We start from the raw sequence: 17,495 nt of genomic DNA on the forward strand, positions 1-17,495 counted from the left end.
ATGAAAAAACCGAATTTTTCTACCATAAATCCTGCTAAGGCTGAGATAAAAGGAACGGTTGAAGCATGGAGAAAAGAAGCCGAGATAGCAGTTGAACAAAATATTGACGACCTTTTGTTTGAAACGAATGAACAAATAAGGGTTAAACCGCTTTATGTCAAAGAAGATAATCACAAGTTGGAGCATATGGAAAGTGTGCCAGGTATTGCTCCGTTTACAAGAGGGCCATATCCTTCCATGTACGTTAATCGCCCTTGGACCGTCCGGCAGTATGCAGGCTTTTCGACAGCTGAGGAATCCAATGCGTTTTACCGACGTAATCTAGCGATGGGGCAAAAGGGTCTCTCAGTTGCCTTCGATTTAGCTACTCACCGTGGCTATGACTCAGACCATCCGCGTGTTGTCGGTGATGTTGGAAAAGCGGGAGTTGCAATTGACTCCATTCTTGATATGAAAATCTTGTTCGACGGAATTCCGCTTGATCAAATGTCAGTATCGATGACGATGAATGGTGCGGTATTACCTATTCTGGCTTTTTATATTGTGACAGCTGAAGAGCAAGGGGTTACACAGGATAAACTTTCAGGTACGATTCAAAATGACATTTTAAAGGAATATATGGTTCGGAATACGTATATCTATCCACCTGAGATGTCGATGAAAATTATAGCTGATATTTTTGAGTATACATCCAAATATATGCCTAAATTTAATTCGATCTCCATTTCCGGTTATCATTTGCAAGAAGCAGGTGCTCCGGCGGACATCGAGCTCGCCTATACGTTGGCTGATGGACTTGAGTATGCACGTACAGGAATGAAAGCCGGAATCGATATCGATAAATTTGCACCACGTCTTTCATTCTTCTGGGCTGTAGGAATGAACTACTTCATGGAAGTAGCGAAAATGAGGGCGGGCCGTTTTATTTGGTCAAAACTAATGAAACAATTTGAACCGAAAAATAAAAAAGCAATGGCATTGAGAACCCATTCTCAAACCTCAGGATGGAGCCTTTCTGAGCAGGATCCGTTTAACAATGTCGCACGGACTTTGATTGAAGCACATGCGGCTGCACTTGGTCATACACAATCCCTGCATACGAACGCATTAGATGAGGCGATTGCCTTGCCAACTGATTTCTCGGCTCGTATTGCTCGTAATACACAGCTTTATCTGCAGGAGGAAACAGGAATTACAAAGGTTATTGATCCATGGGCGGGTTCATATTACGTTGAGTCGCTCACTAATGAATTAATTGAACGGGCTTGGGCTCATATCGAAGAAATCGAAGGGCTTGGCGGGATGGCTAAGGCAATTGAAACTGGTCTTCCAAAAATGAGAATCGAAGAAGCGGCAGCGAAACGTCAGGCTAAAATTGACTCTCAAGATGAAACAATCGTTGGCGTCAATAAATATCGTCTGAAAAAAGAAGATCCAATTGAAATACTGGAAATTGATAATACGGCAGTTCGCGAAAGTCAGCTAAAGCGTTTGAGCGAATTAAAAGCGAACCGTGATCAGGCTATGGTCGATGAAGCTCTTCAAGCGCTAACTCTGGCTGCTAGAACAGGTGAAGGCAACATGCTTGAATTAGCTGTGCAGGCTACCCGCGTACGGGCTTCGCTTGGTGAAATTTCTGATGCTATCGAAGACGTGGCTGGACGTCACAAAGCAACAATCCGTTCTATCAGTGGTGTATATAGCTCTGCTTATTCAAAAGAAGCAGAGATTGAGGAAGTCGTCCAAATGACAGAAGAATTCCTTGAAAATGAAGGAAGAAGACCACGGTTACTGATGGCTAAAATGGGTCAGGACGGACATGACCGTGGAGCGAAAGTAGTCGGAACAGGTTTTGCTGATTTAGGCTATGATGTTGATATAGGACCGCTATTTCAAACGCCAGAAGAAACTGCGCTTCAAGCCGTTGAAAATGATGTTCATGTTGTCGGTATGAGTTCGCTTGCTGCCGGCCATAAAACATTGTTGCCACAGCTGATGTCAGAATTAAAAAAATTAGGTCGTGAAGATATTATTGTCATCGTCGGCGGTGTTATTCCTGCGCAGGATTATGATTATTTAATGCAAAATGGTGCTTCTGCCATTTTTGGTCCTGGTACAGTCATTCCTCAGGCAGCGAAAAAAGTGCTTCAGGAAATATACAATCGCCTCGGATATGAGGAAGTGGCGCAGTAATGAGTGAAGACAAGAAGCCGGAATGGGTCGATCTCAACAATCAGGAAGGTTTTGCTTCTTCATTAAAGCCAGGTGTGGAATTAGCAGCCAGCCATAATAAAGCTTCGAAAAACAAATTCGTCAAAAAGCACAATGTAAAGATTTCTATCCCTGAACTTAAAGAAGGTATCATAAAAGGCGAAAGAGCAAAGCTTGCTAAAGGGATTACACTGGTAGAAAGTAATGCTCCCCACCACTTTGATTTGGCACAAGAATTATTGCATTCTATTTTGCCTCATACAGGGAACTCGCTTCGCATCGGGATATCTGGCGTACCGGGTGCCGGAAAGAGTACATTTATCGAGACGTTTGGTAACTATTTATGTGATAGGGGTTATATGGTGGCAGTCCTGGCTGTCGATCCGAGTTCCTCAATCAATGGAGGAAGTATACTTGGGGACAAGACGAGGATGGAGGAGCTTGCACGAAATCCTCGTGCCTTCATCAGGCCATCCCCATCGGAAGGAACCTTGGGCGGGGTTCACCGTAAAACGAGGGAAACGATGTTGCTCTGTGAGGCGGCAGGATTTGATGTCATATTGATAGAAACAGTAGGTGTTGGTCAGAGTGAAGCAATTGTCCGGAGCATGGTCGACTTTTTCATGTTGCTTGTCCTTACAGGTGCAGGGGATGAATTACAGGGCATGAAAAAAGGGATTATGGAACTTGTAGATGGAATTGTGGTCAATAAAGCAGATGGTGAGAACATTCCGCTTGCGATTAGAACAAAGTCAGAATACAGTAGAATTTTGCATTTCCTTCAGCCTGCAACCAAAGGATGGGCAGGAAAAGCATACACTTGTTCTTCAGTAACTGGTAAAGGGATTCCCGAGCTTTGGGATGTGCTACAGGAGTTCTCTGATACAACGAATGAGTCAGGTGTTTTTCAAGAGCGGAGAAGGATGCAATCTAAAGAATGGTTATATTCATTAATTGATCACCAACTCAAAACGATGTTCTATAAAAATGAAACCGTTAAAGGTCTGCTTCCTGTGCTCGAAAACCAGGTAATGTCCGGGAATAAAACCGTTACTACTGCTGTTCAGCAAGCATTTCAATCTTTCACGGATACTTTTAAGTCAAATTAAAAAAGAAAAGGATGGGGCATAAATGCTACGCATAATGCCCCATCCTTTTGTAGATGAAATTATCTTGTTGTAAACTATATGATTCCCGCTTCTTTTTCGTTTAAACATGTTAGTTCTGTGCTTTCTGTTGTTTTACAAGGTAAATATATTGAATCAAGATGAGGCAATTGTTATGATAGGATTGAAGAGAAAACTTGGAAGGAGCACATACTATGAATATGGATTTCAATTTTTTAATGAACGACGTGGTCAAACAAGCTCGCGATGAGATTAAGACTGCTGGATATACAGAACTGACTACCCCTGAGGAAGTAGAAGAGGTTTTTGCACAAAAAGGAACGACTCTTGTTATGGTCAACTCTGTTTGTGGATGTGCAGGAGGGATTGCTAGACCGGCTGCAGCTCATGCCATTCATAATGATAAGCGCCCTGATCAGCTTGTAACTGTTTTTGCTGGTCAAGATAAAGAAGCAACGGAGAAGGCCCGTGATTATTTCGAAGGTTATCCACCGTCTTCACCATCATTTGCTCTACTGAAGGATGGAAAAATCATTACGATGATAGAACGTCATGAAATCGAAGGGCATCATCCAATGTCTGTTGTCGAAAAATTGCAAGATTACTTCGATCAATATTGCGAAGAAGTGTAAGTTACTTTTTTGTAAGCTAACTTACAAGGATGAAATCCGCCAATTTGGCGGGTTTTTTTATTCATTATTCTGCATAATTAAGGAACTTTTAGGATAAAAGATAGATAAGGCAAACAGATATGCTTTAAATGAAGTAAATGTATGAAAAATAAAATTAGTTATGAGAATATTCTAAAAAATAAATCTATTTTTAACGTTATTGAATAATTACTAGAGTGTGTTAAAATACATATTAGTGTATGAATATTAGTTAATCAAATTAATTAATAATTTAACAAAAACTAAATTTAATACCAAGAGAATTGAAAATATCATTTTGGAGGAATAATAATGAAGTTGAAAAAGCAGTTAGCATTGTTGCTTACTTCTGTTTTATTAGTAGGTATTTTAGCAGCATGCGGAACATCAGAGAAAAAAGATACTAACACAGCTGATAATAAAGACAAAAAAGTTCTAGTAATGGGAACCTCTGCGGATTATCCGCCTTTTGAATATGTTGAAACTTCGAAAAGCGATGAAATAAAAGGATTTGACATTGATATCGCTAAGGCCATCGGTAAAAAATTAGGTTATGAGGTTGAAGTGAAGGATATTGACTTTAATAGCCTTGTACCGGCACTTGAAAATAAATCAATCGATTTTGTTATCTCTGGAATGACTCCGACAGCTAAACGTGAGCAATCAGTCGATTTTAGTGACATTTACTATACAGCTAAAAACATGATTGTTACGACAAAAGACAGTAAGATTAAAACCGTTGAAGATTTAAAAGGGAAAACGGTAGGCGTACAGCTTGCGTCCATCCAAGAGACATTGGCAACTGACTTGAATAAAAATAAAGATATCGGGATGAAAGTTGAAAAACGAAATAGGATTCCAGAAGTTGTTCAAGAAATGTCTTCAGGACGTTTTGATGCAGTAATAATGGAAGATACTGTGGCTAAGGGCTATTTAAAGGACAATAAAGATTTAGTAGGCTATGTGATCGAGTCTGGTGAAGAGGATGCTGGTTCAGCAATTGCTTTCCAAAAAGGGAGCAAGTTAACAGAAGAATTTAATACTGAATTGAAAAAAATGCTAGAAAATGGTGAAATGGAAAAATTAATACTAAAATGGTTTGGCGGCAGCGAAACTGAATAATACAGAGAGATGAAAAGCGTTCAGAAGCATTTAGTATGCCTTCTGAACGTTTTTCCGCGCTTTATTGTTTTTGAAAATGAAGCAAGAAGGGCCTAGGTACTGGCCTTCATAAGAGAGGATGAATGGAGTGAATCTGGATTTTGAGACGATTAGGCCGTCCCTTCCATATATTATGGAGGGAATACCGACTACTTTAAAGGTTGTAGCGGTTGCGGCTGTCATCGGTTTTATATTGGGGATATTATTATCAATACTGAAAATCAGTAGAATTAAGCCATTAAATTGGATTGCTGACTTTTATACATCGATTTTCCGCGGTACACCATTAGTCCTGCAATTGATGCTTATTTATTTTGGTTCACCACAAATATTAGGAATTCAAATCGAAGCATTTCAAGCAGCATTCTTAGCTTTCGGCTTAAACTCTGCCGCATATATCTCAGAGATAATCAGGGGAGGTATATTAGCGGTTGATAAAGGTCAGCGTGAGGCTGCGCTTGCACTTGGGGTGCCCTATTCTAGCATGATGCTTAACATTATTCTGCCGCAGGCGATCAAGAATATCTTGCCATCTCTTGTGAACGAATTGATTTCTTTAACAAAGGAATCTGCAGTTGTTACAATTATTGGATTAGGAGATATTATGCGCCGTTCTTATATTGTCGGCGGTGAGACATATAAATTCTTCGAGCCGATTTTATTTGCCGGTCTCATTTATTATGTGATGGTAATGGTTCTTACCATCTTAGGCAAAGTAATTGAAAGGAGAATGAGACGCAGTGATTAAAATTGATAAACTAAAAAAAAATTATGGTAAGCTCGAAGTATTAAAGGGGATTAGCACCGAGATAGGACAGGGTGAAGTGTTAGCGATTATCGGTCCTTCTGGTTCAGGAAAATCAACTTTCTTACGATGTATCAATATGCTTGAGACACCAACTGATGGCCAAATTTGGTTTAAGGATCAAAGTATTACTGAAAAAAAGACCAACATAATGAAAGTCCGTGAAAATGTAGGGATGGTATTTCAGCATTTTCATTTATTCCCTCATAAAACCGTGCTAGAGAATTTGACATACGCGCCTATGAAGGTGAAAAAATTATCGAAGGCAGAAGCGGTAAATCAAGCTCGTGAGCTTTTGAAAAAAGTCGGGTTGGCTGATAAAGAATCGTCTTATCCTAACCGTCTATCCGGTGGACAAAAACAAAGGGTCGCTATTGCTCGCGCATTGGCGATGAACCCGGAAGTAATGCTTTTTGATGAGCCTACTTCAGCACTTGATCCTGAGATGGTAAAAGAAGTACTCGACGTTATGAAGTCGCTTGCTCATACAGGGATGACTATGCTGATTGTAACGCATGAAATGGGGTTTGCTAAAGAAGTGGCCGATCGTGTACTTTTCTTAGACGAAGGCCTGCTTGTTGAAGAAAGTGCTCCTGAAGAGTTCTTTTCCAATCCGAAAAGTCAGCGTGCAAAAGACTTTTTAGAAAAAGTTTTATAAGCCAAAGTATTCGTATATAATTATAAAAAAAGGTAACTTTTGGTTACCTTTTTTTATTTTATCCATATAATGTATTTTCGAGAAAATGTATTTTTAAAAATTGAAAATTTTCGTTCTAAGGACTGTAAAATTATCTGAATTGCTGATAGTATTATAATAGATAGTGAAAGAGCCAGGTGATACATAACAATGTTTAAAATCGGATACAGAACGATTAAAACTGCTTTGGGGGCAACCTTGGCAATTATTATTGCACAAATGCTTAACCTGGATCATTTTTCGGCAGCGGGAATCATTACGATTTTATGCATACAAGTTACAAAAAAGAAATCGGTGTATGCCTCCTGGCATCGATTTTTGGCTTGTATAATCGCAATGGTTTATTCCACCCTATTGTTTCAGTTTATTGCCTTCCATCCATTGATAATAGGATTGATTCTTTTGATTTTCATTCCAACTACAGTTGCTTTGAAGATTAATGAAGGGATTGTAACGAGCAGCGTCATTATCATGCATCTATATGGGTCGGGTGACATTTCTTTTGCTCTTCTGATTAATGAAACGATATTAATCGCCGTAGGAGTAGGGGTAGCGCTTGTCATGAATCTGTACATGCCTAGTCTTGATGAGAAACTGCTTGCCTATCAGGAAAAAATTGAAACTAATTTTAGTGCGATTTTGATGGGGATTGTTCGCTATTTACGGGATAATGATCACACCTGGGATGGAAAGGAAATTACAGAAACAGCTAATCTTCTTAATCAAGCAAAAAGCCTTGCTTTCCGAGACGTTGAAAATCATTTTTTAAGGGAAGAAGACCTTTATTACCATTATTTCAAGATGCGTGAAAAGCAATTTGAAATAATTGAGCGGATTCTTCCTTTAGTTACAAATATTCCTCTGATAGTTAAGCAAAGCGGGATAGTGGCTGATTTTATAGAAGATCTTGCAGAAAATGTTCACCCGCAAAATACAGCCATACTTTATCTGAAGAAGCTTGAAGAAATGGAGATATTTTTTAGGGGAATGGAACTTCCGCTAACCCGAGAAGAGTTTGAATCAAGGGCCGCGTTACTGCAGCTCATGAAGGAAATGGAGCGCTACTTATTGCTTAAGCATTCCTTCAAGGGATTACCTAAGCCGACCAATAATCGAATGAAAAAGAGGCACTTGGCTTAAACTAAGCAAAAAAGTAAAGGAATTGATAGAAATGAAATGCATCCTTTCTTTATTGCTTATCCTGTCTATGTTGCCACTTCAGGTACAGGCTCAACCTGTTAAGACCGGTGACCCGTTTATAATCATCAATAAAGCTAACAACAAATTGGCCTTTATCGATGATAACGCGGTTCAGGAGATACTACCGGTCGGCACAGGAAAGAGTCAAGAATTGACACCTGAAGGATTATTTACGGTTAAGGTCAAAGCGGTTAATCCCTATTATCGAAAAAAGAATATTCCGGGTGGCGACCCTAGGAATCCACTTGGATCAAGGTGGATTGGATTTGACGCACGAAATACCGATGGCAGAATTTATGGGATACATGGTACAAATCAACCTGCATCAGTTGGAAAATATATTTCAAATGGCTGCGTACGAATGCATAAATCCGATGTAGAGCGTTTGTATGAAAAAGTCCCGATTGGATCAAAGGTGTTAATTACTATATCAAACGAGGATTTTAAAACATTGGCAAAAAAATATGGAGCCATTAAATAAAGAAGAGGGAAGCTTTTGGCTCCCCTCTCCCTTCCGGATATCTATTACAAAAGAAATGCGATACCTGATAATAAGGTCGTTAATATCATCGAGATAAGCATTAAATACACAACGATCTTTCTTATTTTTTTATTTCTCATTATGCTCTCTCCTCAAAACAGTTTGATTAATATTATTTTAACTTGAACATTTAGTAGAAACAAGCAAAAGTATAATGTTCTCATTATTCCGAAAGTTAAAGGCTTTTTCAACAGATTAGTAGAATTGTGTCTAATAGTACATAGCAAAAGGGGTTTATTTGAATGATTAAAAATATCGATCATATCGGCATAGCTGTTAAGTCACTTGATGAAGCTTTGCCGCTTTACACTGATACGCTAAAGTTGGAGCTCGAAGGAATTGAGACAGTAGAAAGCCAAGGCGTTAAAGTGGCCTTTATCTTAGCAGGAAATACTCGTTTAGAGTTGTTGGAAGCGTTGTCACCAGAAAGCCCAATTGCCAAATTTATCGAAAAACGCGGTGAAGGTATTCATCACGTTGCCCTAGGTGTAGAACATATCGAAGATCGGATTAAAGAAATTAAAGAATCAGGCATTCGGATGATTGATGATACCTCAAGAAAAGGAGCGCACCATGCTGATGTTGCTTTCGTTCACCCTAAATCAACAGCGGGTGTATTATATGAGCTTTGTGAAAGAGCTGAATCAAAGGAGGAGCAGAAATGACAGATATATATGAAACAATTAATGACTTGTACGACAGACGCCGGAAAGTAGAACTAGGTGGCGGTGAAGAAAGAATCGATAAGCAGCATGAGAAGGGTAAACTTACAGCAAGGGAAAGAATTGAACTTTTAGTGGACCCAGGCACGTTCATTGAACTAAATCCTTTTATCAAACACCGTAATACTAATTTTGGTATGGAAAAGGCAGAAGGGCCAGGAGAAGGGGTTGTCACTGGTTACGGAAAAGTCAATGGGCGCGATATTTATTTGTTCTCACAAGACTTTACCGTATTTGGTGGAGCACTAGGGGAAATGCATGCTCTGAAAATTGCCAATGTTATGGATTTGGCAGCAGAAAATGGAGCCCCGTTCATTGGTTTAAACGATTCTGGTGGAGCACGTATTCAAGAAGGAGTAGTTTCTCTGGACGGATATGGTCAGATTTTCTATCGTAACTCTATATATTCAGGGGTTATTCCACAAATTTCTGTTATTATGGGACCTTGTGCTGGTGGAGCAGTATATTCTCCAGCGATAACGGACTTCGTCTTCATGGTTGAAAAAACGAGTCAGATGTTCATTACAGGACCAAAAGTTATTGAAACGGTTACAGGCGAAAAGATTTCATCTGAAGGATTAGGTGGGGCAACAGTACATAACACAATAAGTGGCAATGCTCATTTCAAGGGAGCTTCAGAGGAACAAGTTTTAGAGGATGTTAGACGTCTTCTAAGTTATCTGCCACAAAACAATGAAGAAAAGCCACCAGTTTTGGAGGCAGACGATGAAGATGACTACCGTCCAGACTTAACGGATGTTGTTCCATATGAAGGGATTCGTCCATATGATGTTCGTAAAGTATTGGAGCAAGTTGTCGATGATGGTTCGTTCATGGAAGTACAAGCTGGATTTGCGAAAAACATTGTGGTCGGTCTGGCACGTATTAAAGGAAAAGTGGTGGGACTTGTCTGTAACCAGCCAAAAGTATTAGCAGGAGGGCTGGATATTGATTCATCTGATAAAGCTGCCCGTTTTATTCGTTTCTGTGATTCGTTTAACATTCCATTAATTACGTTTGAAGACGTTTCTGGCTTCTTTCCTGGTGTTAAACAAGAACACGGTGGCATAATTCGTCACGGAGCAAAGCTGCTATATGCGTATTCTGAAGCAACAGTGCCAAAATTGACAATCATTCTCCGTAAAGCATACGGCGGCGCCTACGTGGCTCTTAATAGTAAATCAATCGGTGCGGACCTTACGTTTGCATGGCCTAATGCTGAAATTGCGGTTATGGGATCTGCTGGAGCAGCGAATATCATTTTTGCCCGTGAAATTCAAAATAGTGAAGACCCGGAAGCAACTCGTGCAGATAAAATTGAAGAATACCGTGAGAAATTTGCCAATCCATATGTAGCTGCAAGTCTTGGGATGGTAGATGACGTTATTGATCCTCGAGAAACCAGGATCAAGATTATTCAATCTCTTGAAATGCTACGCAACAAAAAAGAAACTCGACCATGGAAAAAACACGGAAATATTCCGTTGTGATTCTAACTTGTAAGGAGCCCAAAACAAATCTGTTTTGGGCTTCTTTTTGGCGAAGTTAAGTATGAAGTAGTAAATAACTTACCATAGATCCGTGTCCTCCTCTGCATTCGATAGTTCAATTTGATCTATCGACATGTAAGAAGACACAAACAATTTTAATGAAGGCTCTTTTTTCGGATTATTTGCCGGGTTACCACTTTTAGAAGTATACTTAAAGAGGAAAACTTTTTTTGGAGGTTTTATTTTATGATTAATGAAGAACGTTTGGTTAGCGAATTTATGGAATTAGTACAAATTGATTCTGAAACAAAAAATGAAGCCGCAATTGCCAAAGTGTTGAAAGAAAAATTCACGGCACTTGGTGTAAATGTTTTTGAAGATGATACAACGGCAGTTACTGGCCATGGGGCAGGTAATTTAGTTTGTACTCTAAAAGGTACCAAAGAGGGCGTAGATACCATTTATTTCACGTCTCATATGGATACGGTTGTGCCTGGGAACGGAATCAAGCCTTCCATTAAAGATGGATACATAGTGTCAGACGGAACGACTATTTTAGGAGCGGATGACAAAGCTGGATTAGCGGTTATGTTAGAAACGCTTAAAGTGATTAAAGAACAGAATATCGAACATGGAACGATTGAATTCATTATTACTGTTGGTGAAGAATCAGGGTTAGTTGGGGCAAAAGCACTAGATCGCTCCCTTGTGACGGCCAAATTTGGTTTTGCACTCGATAGTGATGGAAAAGTAGGAAATGTTGTGGTTGCCGCACCTACTCAGGCTAAAGTTTCAGCTGTAATTTTAGGTAAGACAGCTCATGCTGGTGTTGCTCCTGAAAAAGGCGTTTCAGCGATTACGATTGCTGCCAAGGCAATTTCAAGAATGCCCCTAGGCCGTATCGATGATGAAACAACAGCCAACATCGGACGTTTCCAAGGCGGACAGCAAACCAATATTGTTTGCGACCATGTTGAAATCTTAGCAGAAGCAAGGTCCTTAATTCCTGAAAAAATGGAAAAACAGGTAGCAAGAATGAAAGAGGCATTCGAGACCGCAGCCATCGAAATGGGTGGACGGGCCGAAGTAGAGGTCAACGTCATGTATCCTGGCTTTAAATATGGAGCTGGTGATCATGTAGTCGAAATCGCGAGAAAAGCAGCAGAGAATATCGGACGTCCATGCGAGTTAGTTAAAAGTGGCGGTGGAAGTGATGCGAATGTGATTGCAGGGTTTGGAATTCCTACTGTCAATCTAGCTGTAGGCTATGAAGATATTCATACTACGAATGAGAGAATTCCTGTTGAAGAATTAACGAAGCTTGCTGAAATGGTAGTCAGTATCATTAAGGAAGTTGCTGGGGAATAGTAATCACGCTTAAAACCATTGATTGAAATAAATCAGGTGCTATTTCCAGGTAAACCTGAGTCGGACATGCATGAACAGAGATGGATTGCGATAAGGACAGATGGCCTGTCCATAGGACTTGTTGTGCAAGCAGCTCGATGAAATACTTGTTTTACAGACTTACCTAATGAACAAATCGGTTTATTAGGCAATCAAAAAACTGGATATATGCAGGGGGTTGCCAGAATAGGTAACCTTTTGATTACAATCATTGATTCGCAAATATTCGTATCATCTCTAGAAGGCGTTCAAGTATTGCAGGAATATATCTACAGTCATCAATAATATGATGGCTGTTTTTCTTGGAGTAGAAGTATCATTTCACTTTGGTTACCAAGGATAAATATGGGTACCTTAAAAGAAATAGAAATAGTTATTTTTAATTGACCCTATTATACGGTATTTTTTCTTGTACAAGGATGTGACGGTCACATGAAGGACATGTATCCCAAAAATGGCAGGGTCATTCTCCATGTAGACATGAATAGTTTCTATGCTTCAGTGGAAATGTCCTATGATGTTTCATTGAAAGGTAAGCCGCTTGCCATAGCCGGTAATGTAGAGGAAAGAAGAGGCATCATCGTCACGTGCAGCTATGAAGCAAGAAAATTCGGCGTTAAAACGACTATGCCTATTTGGCAGGCGAAAAAACTTTGCCCTCAATTAATTATTCGGAAACCGAATTTTGAACGTTATCGAAAAGCATCACTGGCTATTTTTGAGGTATTGCGACAATATACAGAGATGGTTGAACCGGTTTCCATCGATGAAGGGTATCTGGATATTAGCGAATGCGTCGAATTAGGTTCGCCTCTAGAAATTGCCAAAAGCATTCAGGAAAGAATTTATAAAACGATGGACCTTCCTTGTAGCATCGGCATTGCCCCTAATAAATTTTTGGCCAAAACTGCCTCTGATATGAAAAAGCCAATGGGCATCACCGTGTTAAGGAAAAGAGATATTTCTAAGAAGCTTTGGCCTTTACAAGTGGGCGAAATGCATGGCATCGGCAGTAAGACATCGGAAAAACTTCACTCCATCGGTATTATGACAATAGGGGACCTTGCTCATGCTCACGATAGGCAACTGAAGCAACTGCTTGGAATCAATGGCGCCCGTTTAAAGGATAGAGCAAATGGTATCGATCCTCGGGTTGTTGATCCGGAAGCCATTTTTGATCATAAAAGCATTGGAAATTCGACAACTCTCCCACATGATTCTACTAATCAAAAGGAACTGATTGGGATATTGGAAAAGCTTTCAGAAAAGGTTGCTGTCCGATTAAAAAATAAACGTCTGCTTGGTCAGAAAATTGGTGTGACGATCCGCTATAAAGACCGTCGCACCATTACCAGAAGTAGAACAGTTCCTAATCCAGTTTTTGAAAAAGCGGATATTTTGAATAGAGCTGTTGACCTGTTTTTGAAAAATTGGAATGGGGAAGGAATTAGGCTTCTTGGTGTTACTGCGTATGATGTTATTGAAAAAGAATCGGCCTTCAAACAGCTTGATATATTTTCCTTTCAAGAAGACGCCGAAAAAGAACCTTTGTACGAAGCGATGGAACACTTGCAAAATAAGTACGGAGAAAATATTATTAAAAAGGGATTATCCTTGAAAAACCGTTCGATCGGAACAGACACAAGCTTCAGCAAAGATTTCTTTGAACAATCAAGGAGGAAGAATCCTTCTGATGACAAAGATTAGCTTATAAGTTGTGTAAAGATATAGAGAAGGGAAAGATAACCATGAAAAAACAACAGATTGGCGTTATCGGACTAGCCGTAATGGGTAAGAATCTTGCATTTAATATTGAAAGCAGAGGATATTCAATTTCCGTCTATAATCGCTCAGGATCAAAAACAGACGAAATGATGAATGAAGCAGAAGGTAAAAATGTATTTGCAGCGTATACCCTAGAAGAATTCGTGAATTCTCTGGAAACACCTCGCAAAATTTTATTGATGGTTAAAGCTGGTGCTGCAACTGATGCTACAATCGAACAATTAAAACCACTGCTTGAAAAAGGCGATATCGTCATTGATGGTGGAAATACGTTCTTTAAGGACACTCAGCGCCGTAACGAGGAATTAAGCCAGCTAGGTATTCATTTCATCGGTACGGGTGTCTCAGGAGGGGAAGAAGGAGCTTTAACAGGTCCTTCAATCATGCCTGGCGGTCAAAAAGAAGCATATGAACTTGTTGCACCAATTTTGAAGGATATTTCGGCTAAAGTAGATGGCGATGCTTGCTGTACATATATCGGACCAGATGGAGCCGGACATTATGTTAAGATGGTGCATAATGGAATTGAATATGGAGACATGCAGTTGATTTCCGAATCTTATTTCCTTTTGAAAAACCTTCTTGGTCTGACTGCTGAAGAATTCCATGAAGTGTTTACAGAATGGAATAAAGGAGAGCTTGATAGCTATTTAATCGAAATTACTGCTGATATTTTCAAAAAATATGATGATGAAACCGGCAAGCCAATGGTCGATATCATTTTAGATAAAGCAGGCCAAAAAGGAACAGGGAAATGGACAAGCCAAAGTGCCCTTGACCTTGGGGTTCCGCTTCCAATCATCACGGAATCTGTATTTGCGCGGTTTATCTCAGCAATCAAGGAAGAGCGTGTAGAAGCGAGCAAAATCCTTCGTGGACCAAAAGCTGAGTCATTTACTGGTGATAAAAAGGCATTGATTGAAAGTATTCGGAAAGCTCTTTATATGAGTAAAATTTGTTCATATGCACAAGGCTTTGCCCAAATGAAGGCAGCATCCGAAGAAAATAACTGGGATCTCCAATATGGAGAAATCGCAATGATCTTCCGTGGGGGCTGTATCATTCGTGCACAATTCCTACAAAAAATCAAAGAAGCGTACGATCGTAAAGCGAACTTGAACAATCTGCTTCTTGATCCTTATTTCCAAGGTATTGTCGAAAGCTATCAAGGTGCTTTACGTGAGGTAGTATCTACAGCAGTTATGAATGGAATTCCTGTTCCATGCTTGTCATCTGCACTTGCTTATTTTGACAGTTATCGTACAGAAACGCTACCAGCAAACCTGATTCAAGCTCAACGCGACTATTTTGGTGCACATACGTATCAACGTATCGATAAAGAAGGAACTTTCCATACAGAATGGATGGAAAAATAAATGAAAGTAGCCGGCTTAAAAAGGGAGATTTCCTTTTTAAGTCGGTTTTTTTGGCCTTTTAACGCCAATGCAGTTTGGTCACTTTGCCATTTAAGCCACTTCCTCCTCACATAGAACATGAAAAGGGGTGTACGAATTAAAGCATGTGGAGGAAATATGGTGAATAAAATTTTTATATATTGGCTGGAGAAGGATAAAATGGTAATGTTATACTGGTAATAAATAGGGCCTTTGTATTTTCTTTTTTGATAAAAAACATAGTATTATATATGTCATTCAATCTTGTTCTTTAGGTTTAAACACCTGCAATATAAGGAATGGTTAGTAAAGTCTAATGAAGATCGAAGGATACAGTATGACGTTAAGAGAGAGAGAGAAGGAGCGGGTAACTGTGTATATCATTTGGGTGGCTTTAGCTATAATGTTATTTTTTATTGCCTTTGAATTTGGTGTATCATTTTGGCTTAATTCAGAAACAGATAAAGAAATGTCGAAATCCAAGGAAATGATTCATACTATCCGAGCGAAATTAGTCAGGAAGAGTGCCTCATGAATAGAGAAGAGGATGCAGGTTCACTGCATCCTCTTTATTATTTAATTAATCATTTTTCTTTTCTGATTTCTCGATTTTCCACCAAATATGTCCATCTTCGGCTAGAAGCTCATCGGATGCAAGGGGGCCTGTCGATCCTGCTTCATAATTAGGGAACGATTCTTCTTTAGTATTTTCCCATGCATTAGAAATGGTGTCGACAAACTTCCATGAAAGGGCCACTTCGTCCCAGTGTGTGAAGTTTGTAGCATCTCCACGCATGCTGTCAAACAATAGCTTCTCATAGGCTTCAGGAGAGTTAATATGTTCAATTCCTTTGTTGGAGACGGTAAGCTTCACAGGCTTCGTATTCGACGTTGTCCCAGATTTTTTAACATTTAAGTATAGAGTGATTCCTTCATCAGGCTGGATATGAATAACCAGAAGATTCGGGTTCAAGGTTTCTTCCGTTTTATAATACAGATTCATTGGAATATCTTTAAATTGGACGACAATTTTTGTTGATTTTACATCCATTCTCTTACCTGTTCGGATATAAAAGGGAACACCGGCCCAACGGAAGTTATCAATCATCAATTTACCTGCAACATAGGTTTCTGTGTTGGAATCTGGATTTACGTTCAATTCATCGCGATAAGCCGAAAGTGTTTGTGCGCCTACTTTACCGCTGCCATATTGACCACGGACAAAGTATTGATTGACTTCTTCCACTTTCATTGGCCGTAGCGAACGCAGTGCTCGTACCTTTTCGCTACGCACCTCTTCTGTTGTCAAAGCAATCGGAGGTTCCATAGCAAGTAGGGCAACCATCTGCAGCAGATGGTTTTGGACCATATCTCTAAGGGCACCGCTGGTTTCATAGTAACGACCCCGTTCTTCAACCCCTAGCGTTTCGCTTGATGTAACTTGAATGTTAGAAATATAGCGGTTATTCCAAAGCGGTTCAAAGAGAGCATTGGAAAAACGAATGACTTCAATATTCTGAACCATTTCTTTTCCTAGGTAATGATCGATTCGATAGATTTCATCTTCCGCGAAAGCGGTACGAATTTGCTCATTCAATATTTGTGCTGTTTCGAAACTGTGTCCAAACGGCTTTTCTATGACAAGACGCTTATAGCCAGTCGTATCAGTTAAGCCTTGTGCTTTAATCTGCTCGGCAATTGTCCCGAAAAACTCCGGTGCCATCGCTAAATAAAAGATTCTATTACCTTCTAATTGATACTGTCCGTCTAAATTTTCAGCAAAACCTTTTAACTGCAAATACGATTCAGAGCTCGTTACATCATGAGAATGATAATGGAAATGGGAAATGAATTCATCGACTCTTTCTTCCGCATGTCCGAACGTAAGGATGGATTCTTTAACACTTGATTGAAACTCCTCGGTGGACAATGGTCTTCTTGCTACACCAACGACCGCAAATTTGTTGATTTTCTGTTTTTGAAATAGTCGATATATGGAAGGAAACAGTTTCCGTTTCGCTAAATCTCCGGTAGCACCAAAAATCATGATTAATGCTGTGGGTTTATTGTTTTCTGTCATGTTAAAACCTCAACTTTCCGTTAATTCCGTCGTATGAAGTTGGAATTTCTGTATATGTACCAATTTCTAATTTTACGGTTAGCTTACCCTCAAAGCAATCAATTTGCGCATTTTTTCTCATATTTCATGAAAAGATTAAAATGGCTCTAGTTTTAAAAGAGTCATAAATGAAAGAGCACCTTTGTTATGCTATAGTTAAATTATAAAGTTTTTGCAACGGAGGTA

Annotated in this window: 17 protein-coding genes; 15 read left to right on the top strand and 2 right to left on the bottom strand. The window is 39.5% G+C overall.

Annotated features, from left to right (window positions below; translation table 11 throughout):
- From scpA to JFU50_RS19380, 8 genes are all read left to right on the top strand, one after another.
- Positions 1 to 2,193 carry a methylmalonyl-CoA mutase gene (gene scpA / locus JFU50_RS19345; RefSeq protein ID WP_053346892.1) on the top strand — a complete coding sequence of 731 codons (2,193 nt, stop codon included), beginning with the start codon at positions 1 to 3 and terminating at the stop codon, positions 2,191 to 2,193.
- Positions 2,193 to 3,320 (top strand): methylmalonyl Co-A mutase-associated GTPase MeaB, encoded by a 1,128-nt coding sequence (gene meaB, locus JFU50_RS19350; RefSeq protein WP_201185739.1) that lies wholly within the window; start codon positions 2,193 to 2,195, stop codon positions 3,318 to 3,320. Before scpA ends, meaB begins: the two co-directional genes overlap by 1 nt.
- 212 nt (positions 3,321 to 3,532) lie before the next feature.
- On the top strand, positions 3,533 to 3,970 hold the full coding sequence (locus tag JFU50_RS19355) for a BrxA/BrxB family bacilliredoxin (RefSeq protein WP_034308239.1): 438 nt from the start codon (positions 3,533 to 3,535) through the stop codon (positions 3,968 to 3,970).
- 336 nt (positions 3,971 to 4,306) lie between these two features.
- Entirely contained in the window at positions 4,307 to 5,110 is an 804-nt protein-coding gene (locus JFU50_RS19360) for a transporter substrate-binding domain-containing protein (protein WP_180320477.1), read from the top strand.
- A gap of 127 nt (positions 5,111 to 5,237) precedes the next feature.
- The gene (locus JFU50_RS19365; protein ID WP_053346889.1) at positions 5,238 to 5,897 is read left to right on the top strand and encodes an amino acid ABC transporter permease; all 660 of its coding nucleotides are present in this window, start codon (positions 5,238 to 5,240) and stop codon (positions 5,895 to 5,897) included.
- A complete protein-coding gene (locus JFU50_RS19370) occupies positions 5,890 to 6,612 on the top strand; it encodes an amino acid ABC transporter ATP-binding protein (protein ID WP_201185737.1) in 723 nt (240 codons plus the stop codon). Before JFU50_RS19365 ends, JFU50_RS19370 begins: the two co-directional genes overlap by 8 nt.
- 189 nt (positions 6,613 to 6,801) lie before the next feature.
- A complete protein-coding gene (locus JFU50_RS19375; protein ID WP_201185735.1) occupies positions 6,802 to 7,791 on the top strand; it encodes an aromatic acid exporter family protein in 990 nt (329 codons plus the stop codon).
- A gap of 31 nt (positions 7,792 to 7,822) precedes the next feature.
- The gene (locus JFU50_RS19380) at positions 7,823 to 8,332 is read left to right on the top strand and encodes a L,D-transpeptidase (RefSeq protein WP_201185733.1); all 510 of its coding nucleotides are present in this window, start codon (positions 7,823 to 7,825) and stop codon (positions 8,330 to 8,332) included.
- A gap of 44 nt (positions 8,333 to 8,376) precedes the next feature.
- Here the strand turns inward: JFU50_RS19380 and prli42 are convergent, their stop codons facing one another.
- Positions 8,377 to 8,472: a stressosome-associated protein Prli42 gene (prli42, locus tag JFU50_RS31525; protein WP_152952297.1), complete on the bottom strand. Its 96-nt coding sequence runs from the start codon at positions 8,470 to 8,472 to the stop codon at positions 8,377 to 8,379.
- Between the two features lie 162 nt (positions 8,473 to 8,634).
- On the opposite strand from prli42, the gene mce reads away from it, so the two are divergent.
- The 7 genes from mce to JFU50_RS19415 all read left to right on the top strand — a co-directional run bounded on the left by mce (position 8,635) and on the right by JFU50_RS19415 (position 15,725).
- Positions 8,635 to 9,057, top strand: a complete 423-nt coding sequence (mce, locus tag JFU50_RS19390; RefSeq protein ID WP_201185731.1) for a methylmalonyl-CoA epimerase — start codon at positions 8,635 to 8,637, stop codon at positions 9,055 to 9,057.
- Entirely contained in the window at positions 9,054 to 10,604 is a 1,551-nt protein-coding gene (locus tag JFU50_RS19395) for an acyl-CoA carboxylase subunit beta (protein WP_201223722.1), read from the top strand. Before mce ends, JFU50_RS19395 begins: the two co-directional genes overlap by 4 nt.
- 246 nt (positions 10,605 to 10,850) lie before the next feature.
- Positions 10,851 to 11,972, top strand: coding sequence for a tripeptidase T (locus JFU50_RS19400; RefSeq protein ID WP_053346883.1), 1,122 nt, complete (start codon positions 10,851 to 10,853; stop codon positions 11,970 to 11,972).
- Between the two features lie 18 nt (positions 11,973 to 11,990).
- Positions 11,991 to 12,113, top strand: a complete 123-nt coding sequence (locus JFU50_RS31530; protein ID WP_274607066.1) for a hypothetical protein — start codon at positions 11,991 to 11,993, stop codon at positions 12,111 to 12,113.
- A gap of 330 nt (positions 12,114 to 12,443) precedes the next feature.
- Positions 12,444 to 13,718 (top strand): DNA polymerase IV, encoded by a 1,275-nt coding sequence (locus JFU50_RS19405; protein ID WP_053346882.1) that lies wholly within the window; start codon positions 12,444 to 12,446, stop codon positions 13,716 to 13,718.
- Between the two features lie 41 nt (positions 13,719 to 13,759).
- On the top strand, positions 13,760 to 15,172 hold the full coding sequence (gndA, locus tag JFU50_RS19410) for an NADP-dependent phosphogluconate dehydrogenase (protein ID WP_201223723.1): 1,413 nt from the start codon (positions 13,760 to 13,762) through the stop codon (positions 15,170 to 15,172).
- 334 nt (positions 15,173 to 15,506) lie between these two features.
- A complete protein-coding gene (locus JFU50_RS19415) occupies positions 15,507 to 15,725 on the top strand; it encodes a hypothetical protein (RefSeq protein WP_207198814.1) in 219 nt (72 codons plus the stop codon).
- A gap of 45 nt (positions 15,726 to 15,770) precedes the next feature.
- Here JFU50_RS19415 and zwf read toward each other — a convergent pair whose 3' ends face one another.
- Positions 15,771 to 17,270: a glucose-6-phosphate dehydrogenase gene (gene zwf / locus JFU50_RS19420; RefSeq protein WP_201223725.1), complete on the bottom strand. Its 1,500-nt coding sequence runs from the start codon at positions 17,268 to 17,270 to the stop codon at positions 15,771 to 15,773.
- Between the last annotated feature and the right edge of the window lie 225 nt (positions 17,271 to 17,495).

This window comes from Peribacillus sp. TH14, from assembly GCF_016651145.1.
Classification (GTDB): domain Bacteria; phylum Bacillota; class Bacilli; order Bacillales; family DSM-1321; genus Peribacillus; species Peribacillus butanolivorans.

What these genes read in the sequence shown, in the direction of transcription:
- scpA (WP_053346892.1), top strand. Translation starts at nt 1, where the DNA reads ATGAAAAAACCGAATTTTTCTACCATAAATCCTGCTAAGGCTGAGATA.
- meaB (WP_201185739.1), top strand. Translation starts at nt 2,193, where the DNA reads ATGAGTGAAGACAAGAAGCCGGAATGGGTCGATCTCAACAATCAGGAA.
- JFU50_RS19355 (WP_034308239.1), top strand. Translation starts at nt 3,533, where the DNA reads ATGAATATGGATTTCAATTTTTTAATGAACGACGTGGTCAAACAAGCT.
- JFU50_RS19375 (WP_201185735.1), top strand. Translation starts at nt 6,802, where the DNA reads ATGTTTAAAATCGGATACAGAACGATTAAAACTGCTTTGGGGGCAACC.
- JFU50_RS19380 (WP_201185733.1), top strand. Translation starts at nt 7,823, where the DNA reads ATGAAATGCATCCTTTCTTTATTGCTTATCCTGTCTATGTTGCCACTT.
- prli42 (WP_152952297.1), bottom strand. Translation starts at nt 8,472, where the DNA reads ATGAGAAATAAAAAAATAAGAAAGATCGTTGTGTATTTAATGCTTATC.
- mce (WP_201185731.1), top strand. Translation starts at nt 8,635, where the DNA reads ATGATTAAAAATATCGATCATATCGGCATAGCTGTTAAGTCACTTGAT.
- JFU50_RS19395 (WP_201223722.1), top strand. Translation starts at nt 9,054, where the DNA reads ATGACAGATATATATGAAACAATTAATGACTTGTACGACAGACGCCGG.
- JFU50_RS19400 (WP_053346883.1), top strand. Translation starts at nt 10,851, where the DNA reads ATGATTAATGAAGAACGTTTGGTTAGCGAATTTATGGAATTAGTACAA.
- JFU50_RS19405 (WP_053346882.1), top strand. Translation starts at nt 12,444, where the DNA reads ATGAAGGACATGTATCCCAAAAATGGCAGGGTCATTCTCCATGTAGAC.
- gndA (WP_201223723.1), top strand. Translation starts at nt 13,760, where the DNA reads ATGAAAAAACAACAGATTGGCGTTATCGGACTAGCCGTAATGGGTAAG.
- JFU50_RS19415 (WP_207198814.1), top strand. Translation starts at nt 15,507, where the DNA reads ATGAAGATCGAAGGATACAGTATGACGTTAAGAGAGAGAGAGAAGGAG.
- zwf (WP_201223725.1), bottom strand. Translation starts at nt 17,270, where the DNA reads ATGACAGAAAACAATAAACCCACAGCATTAATCATGATTTTTGGTGCT.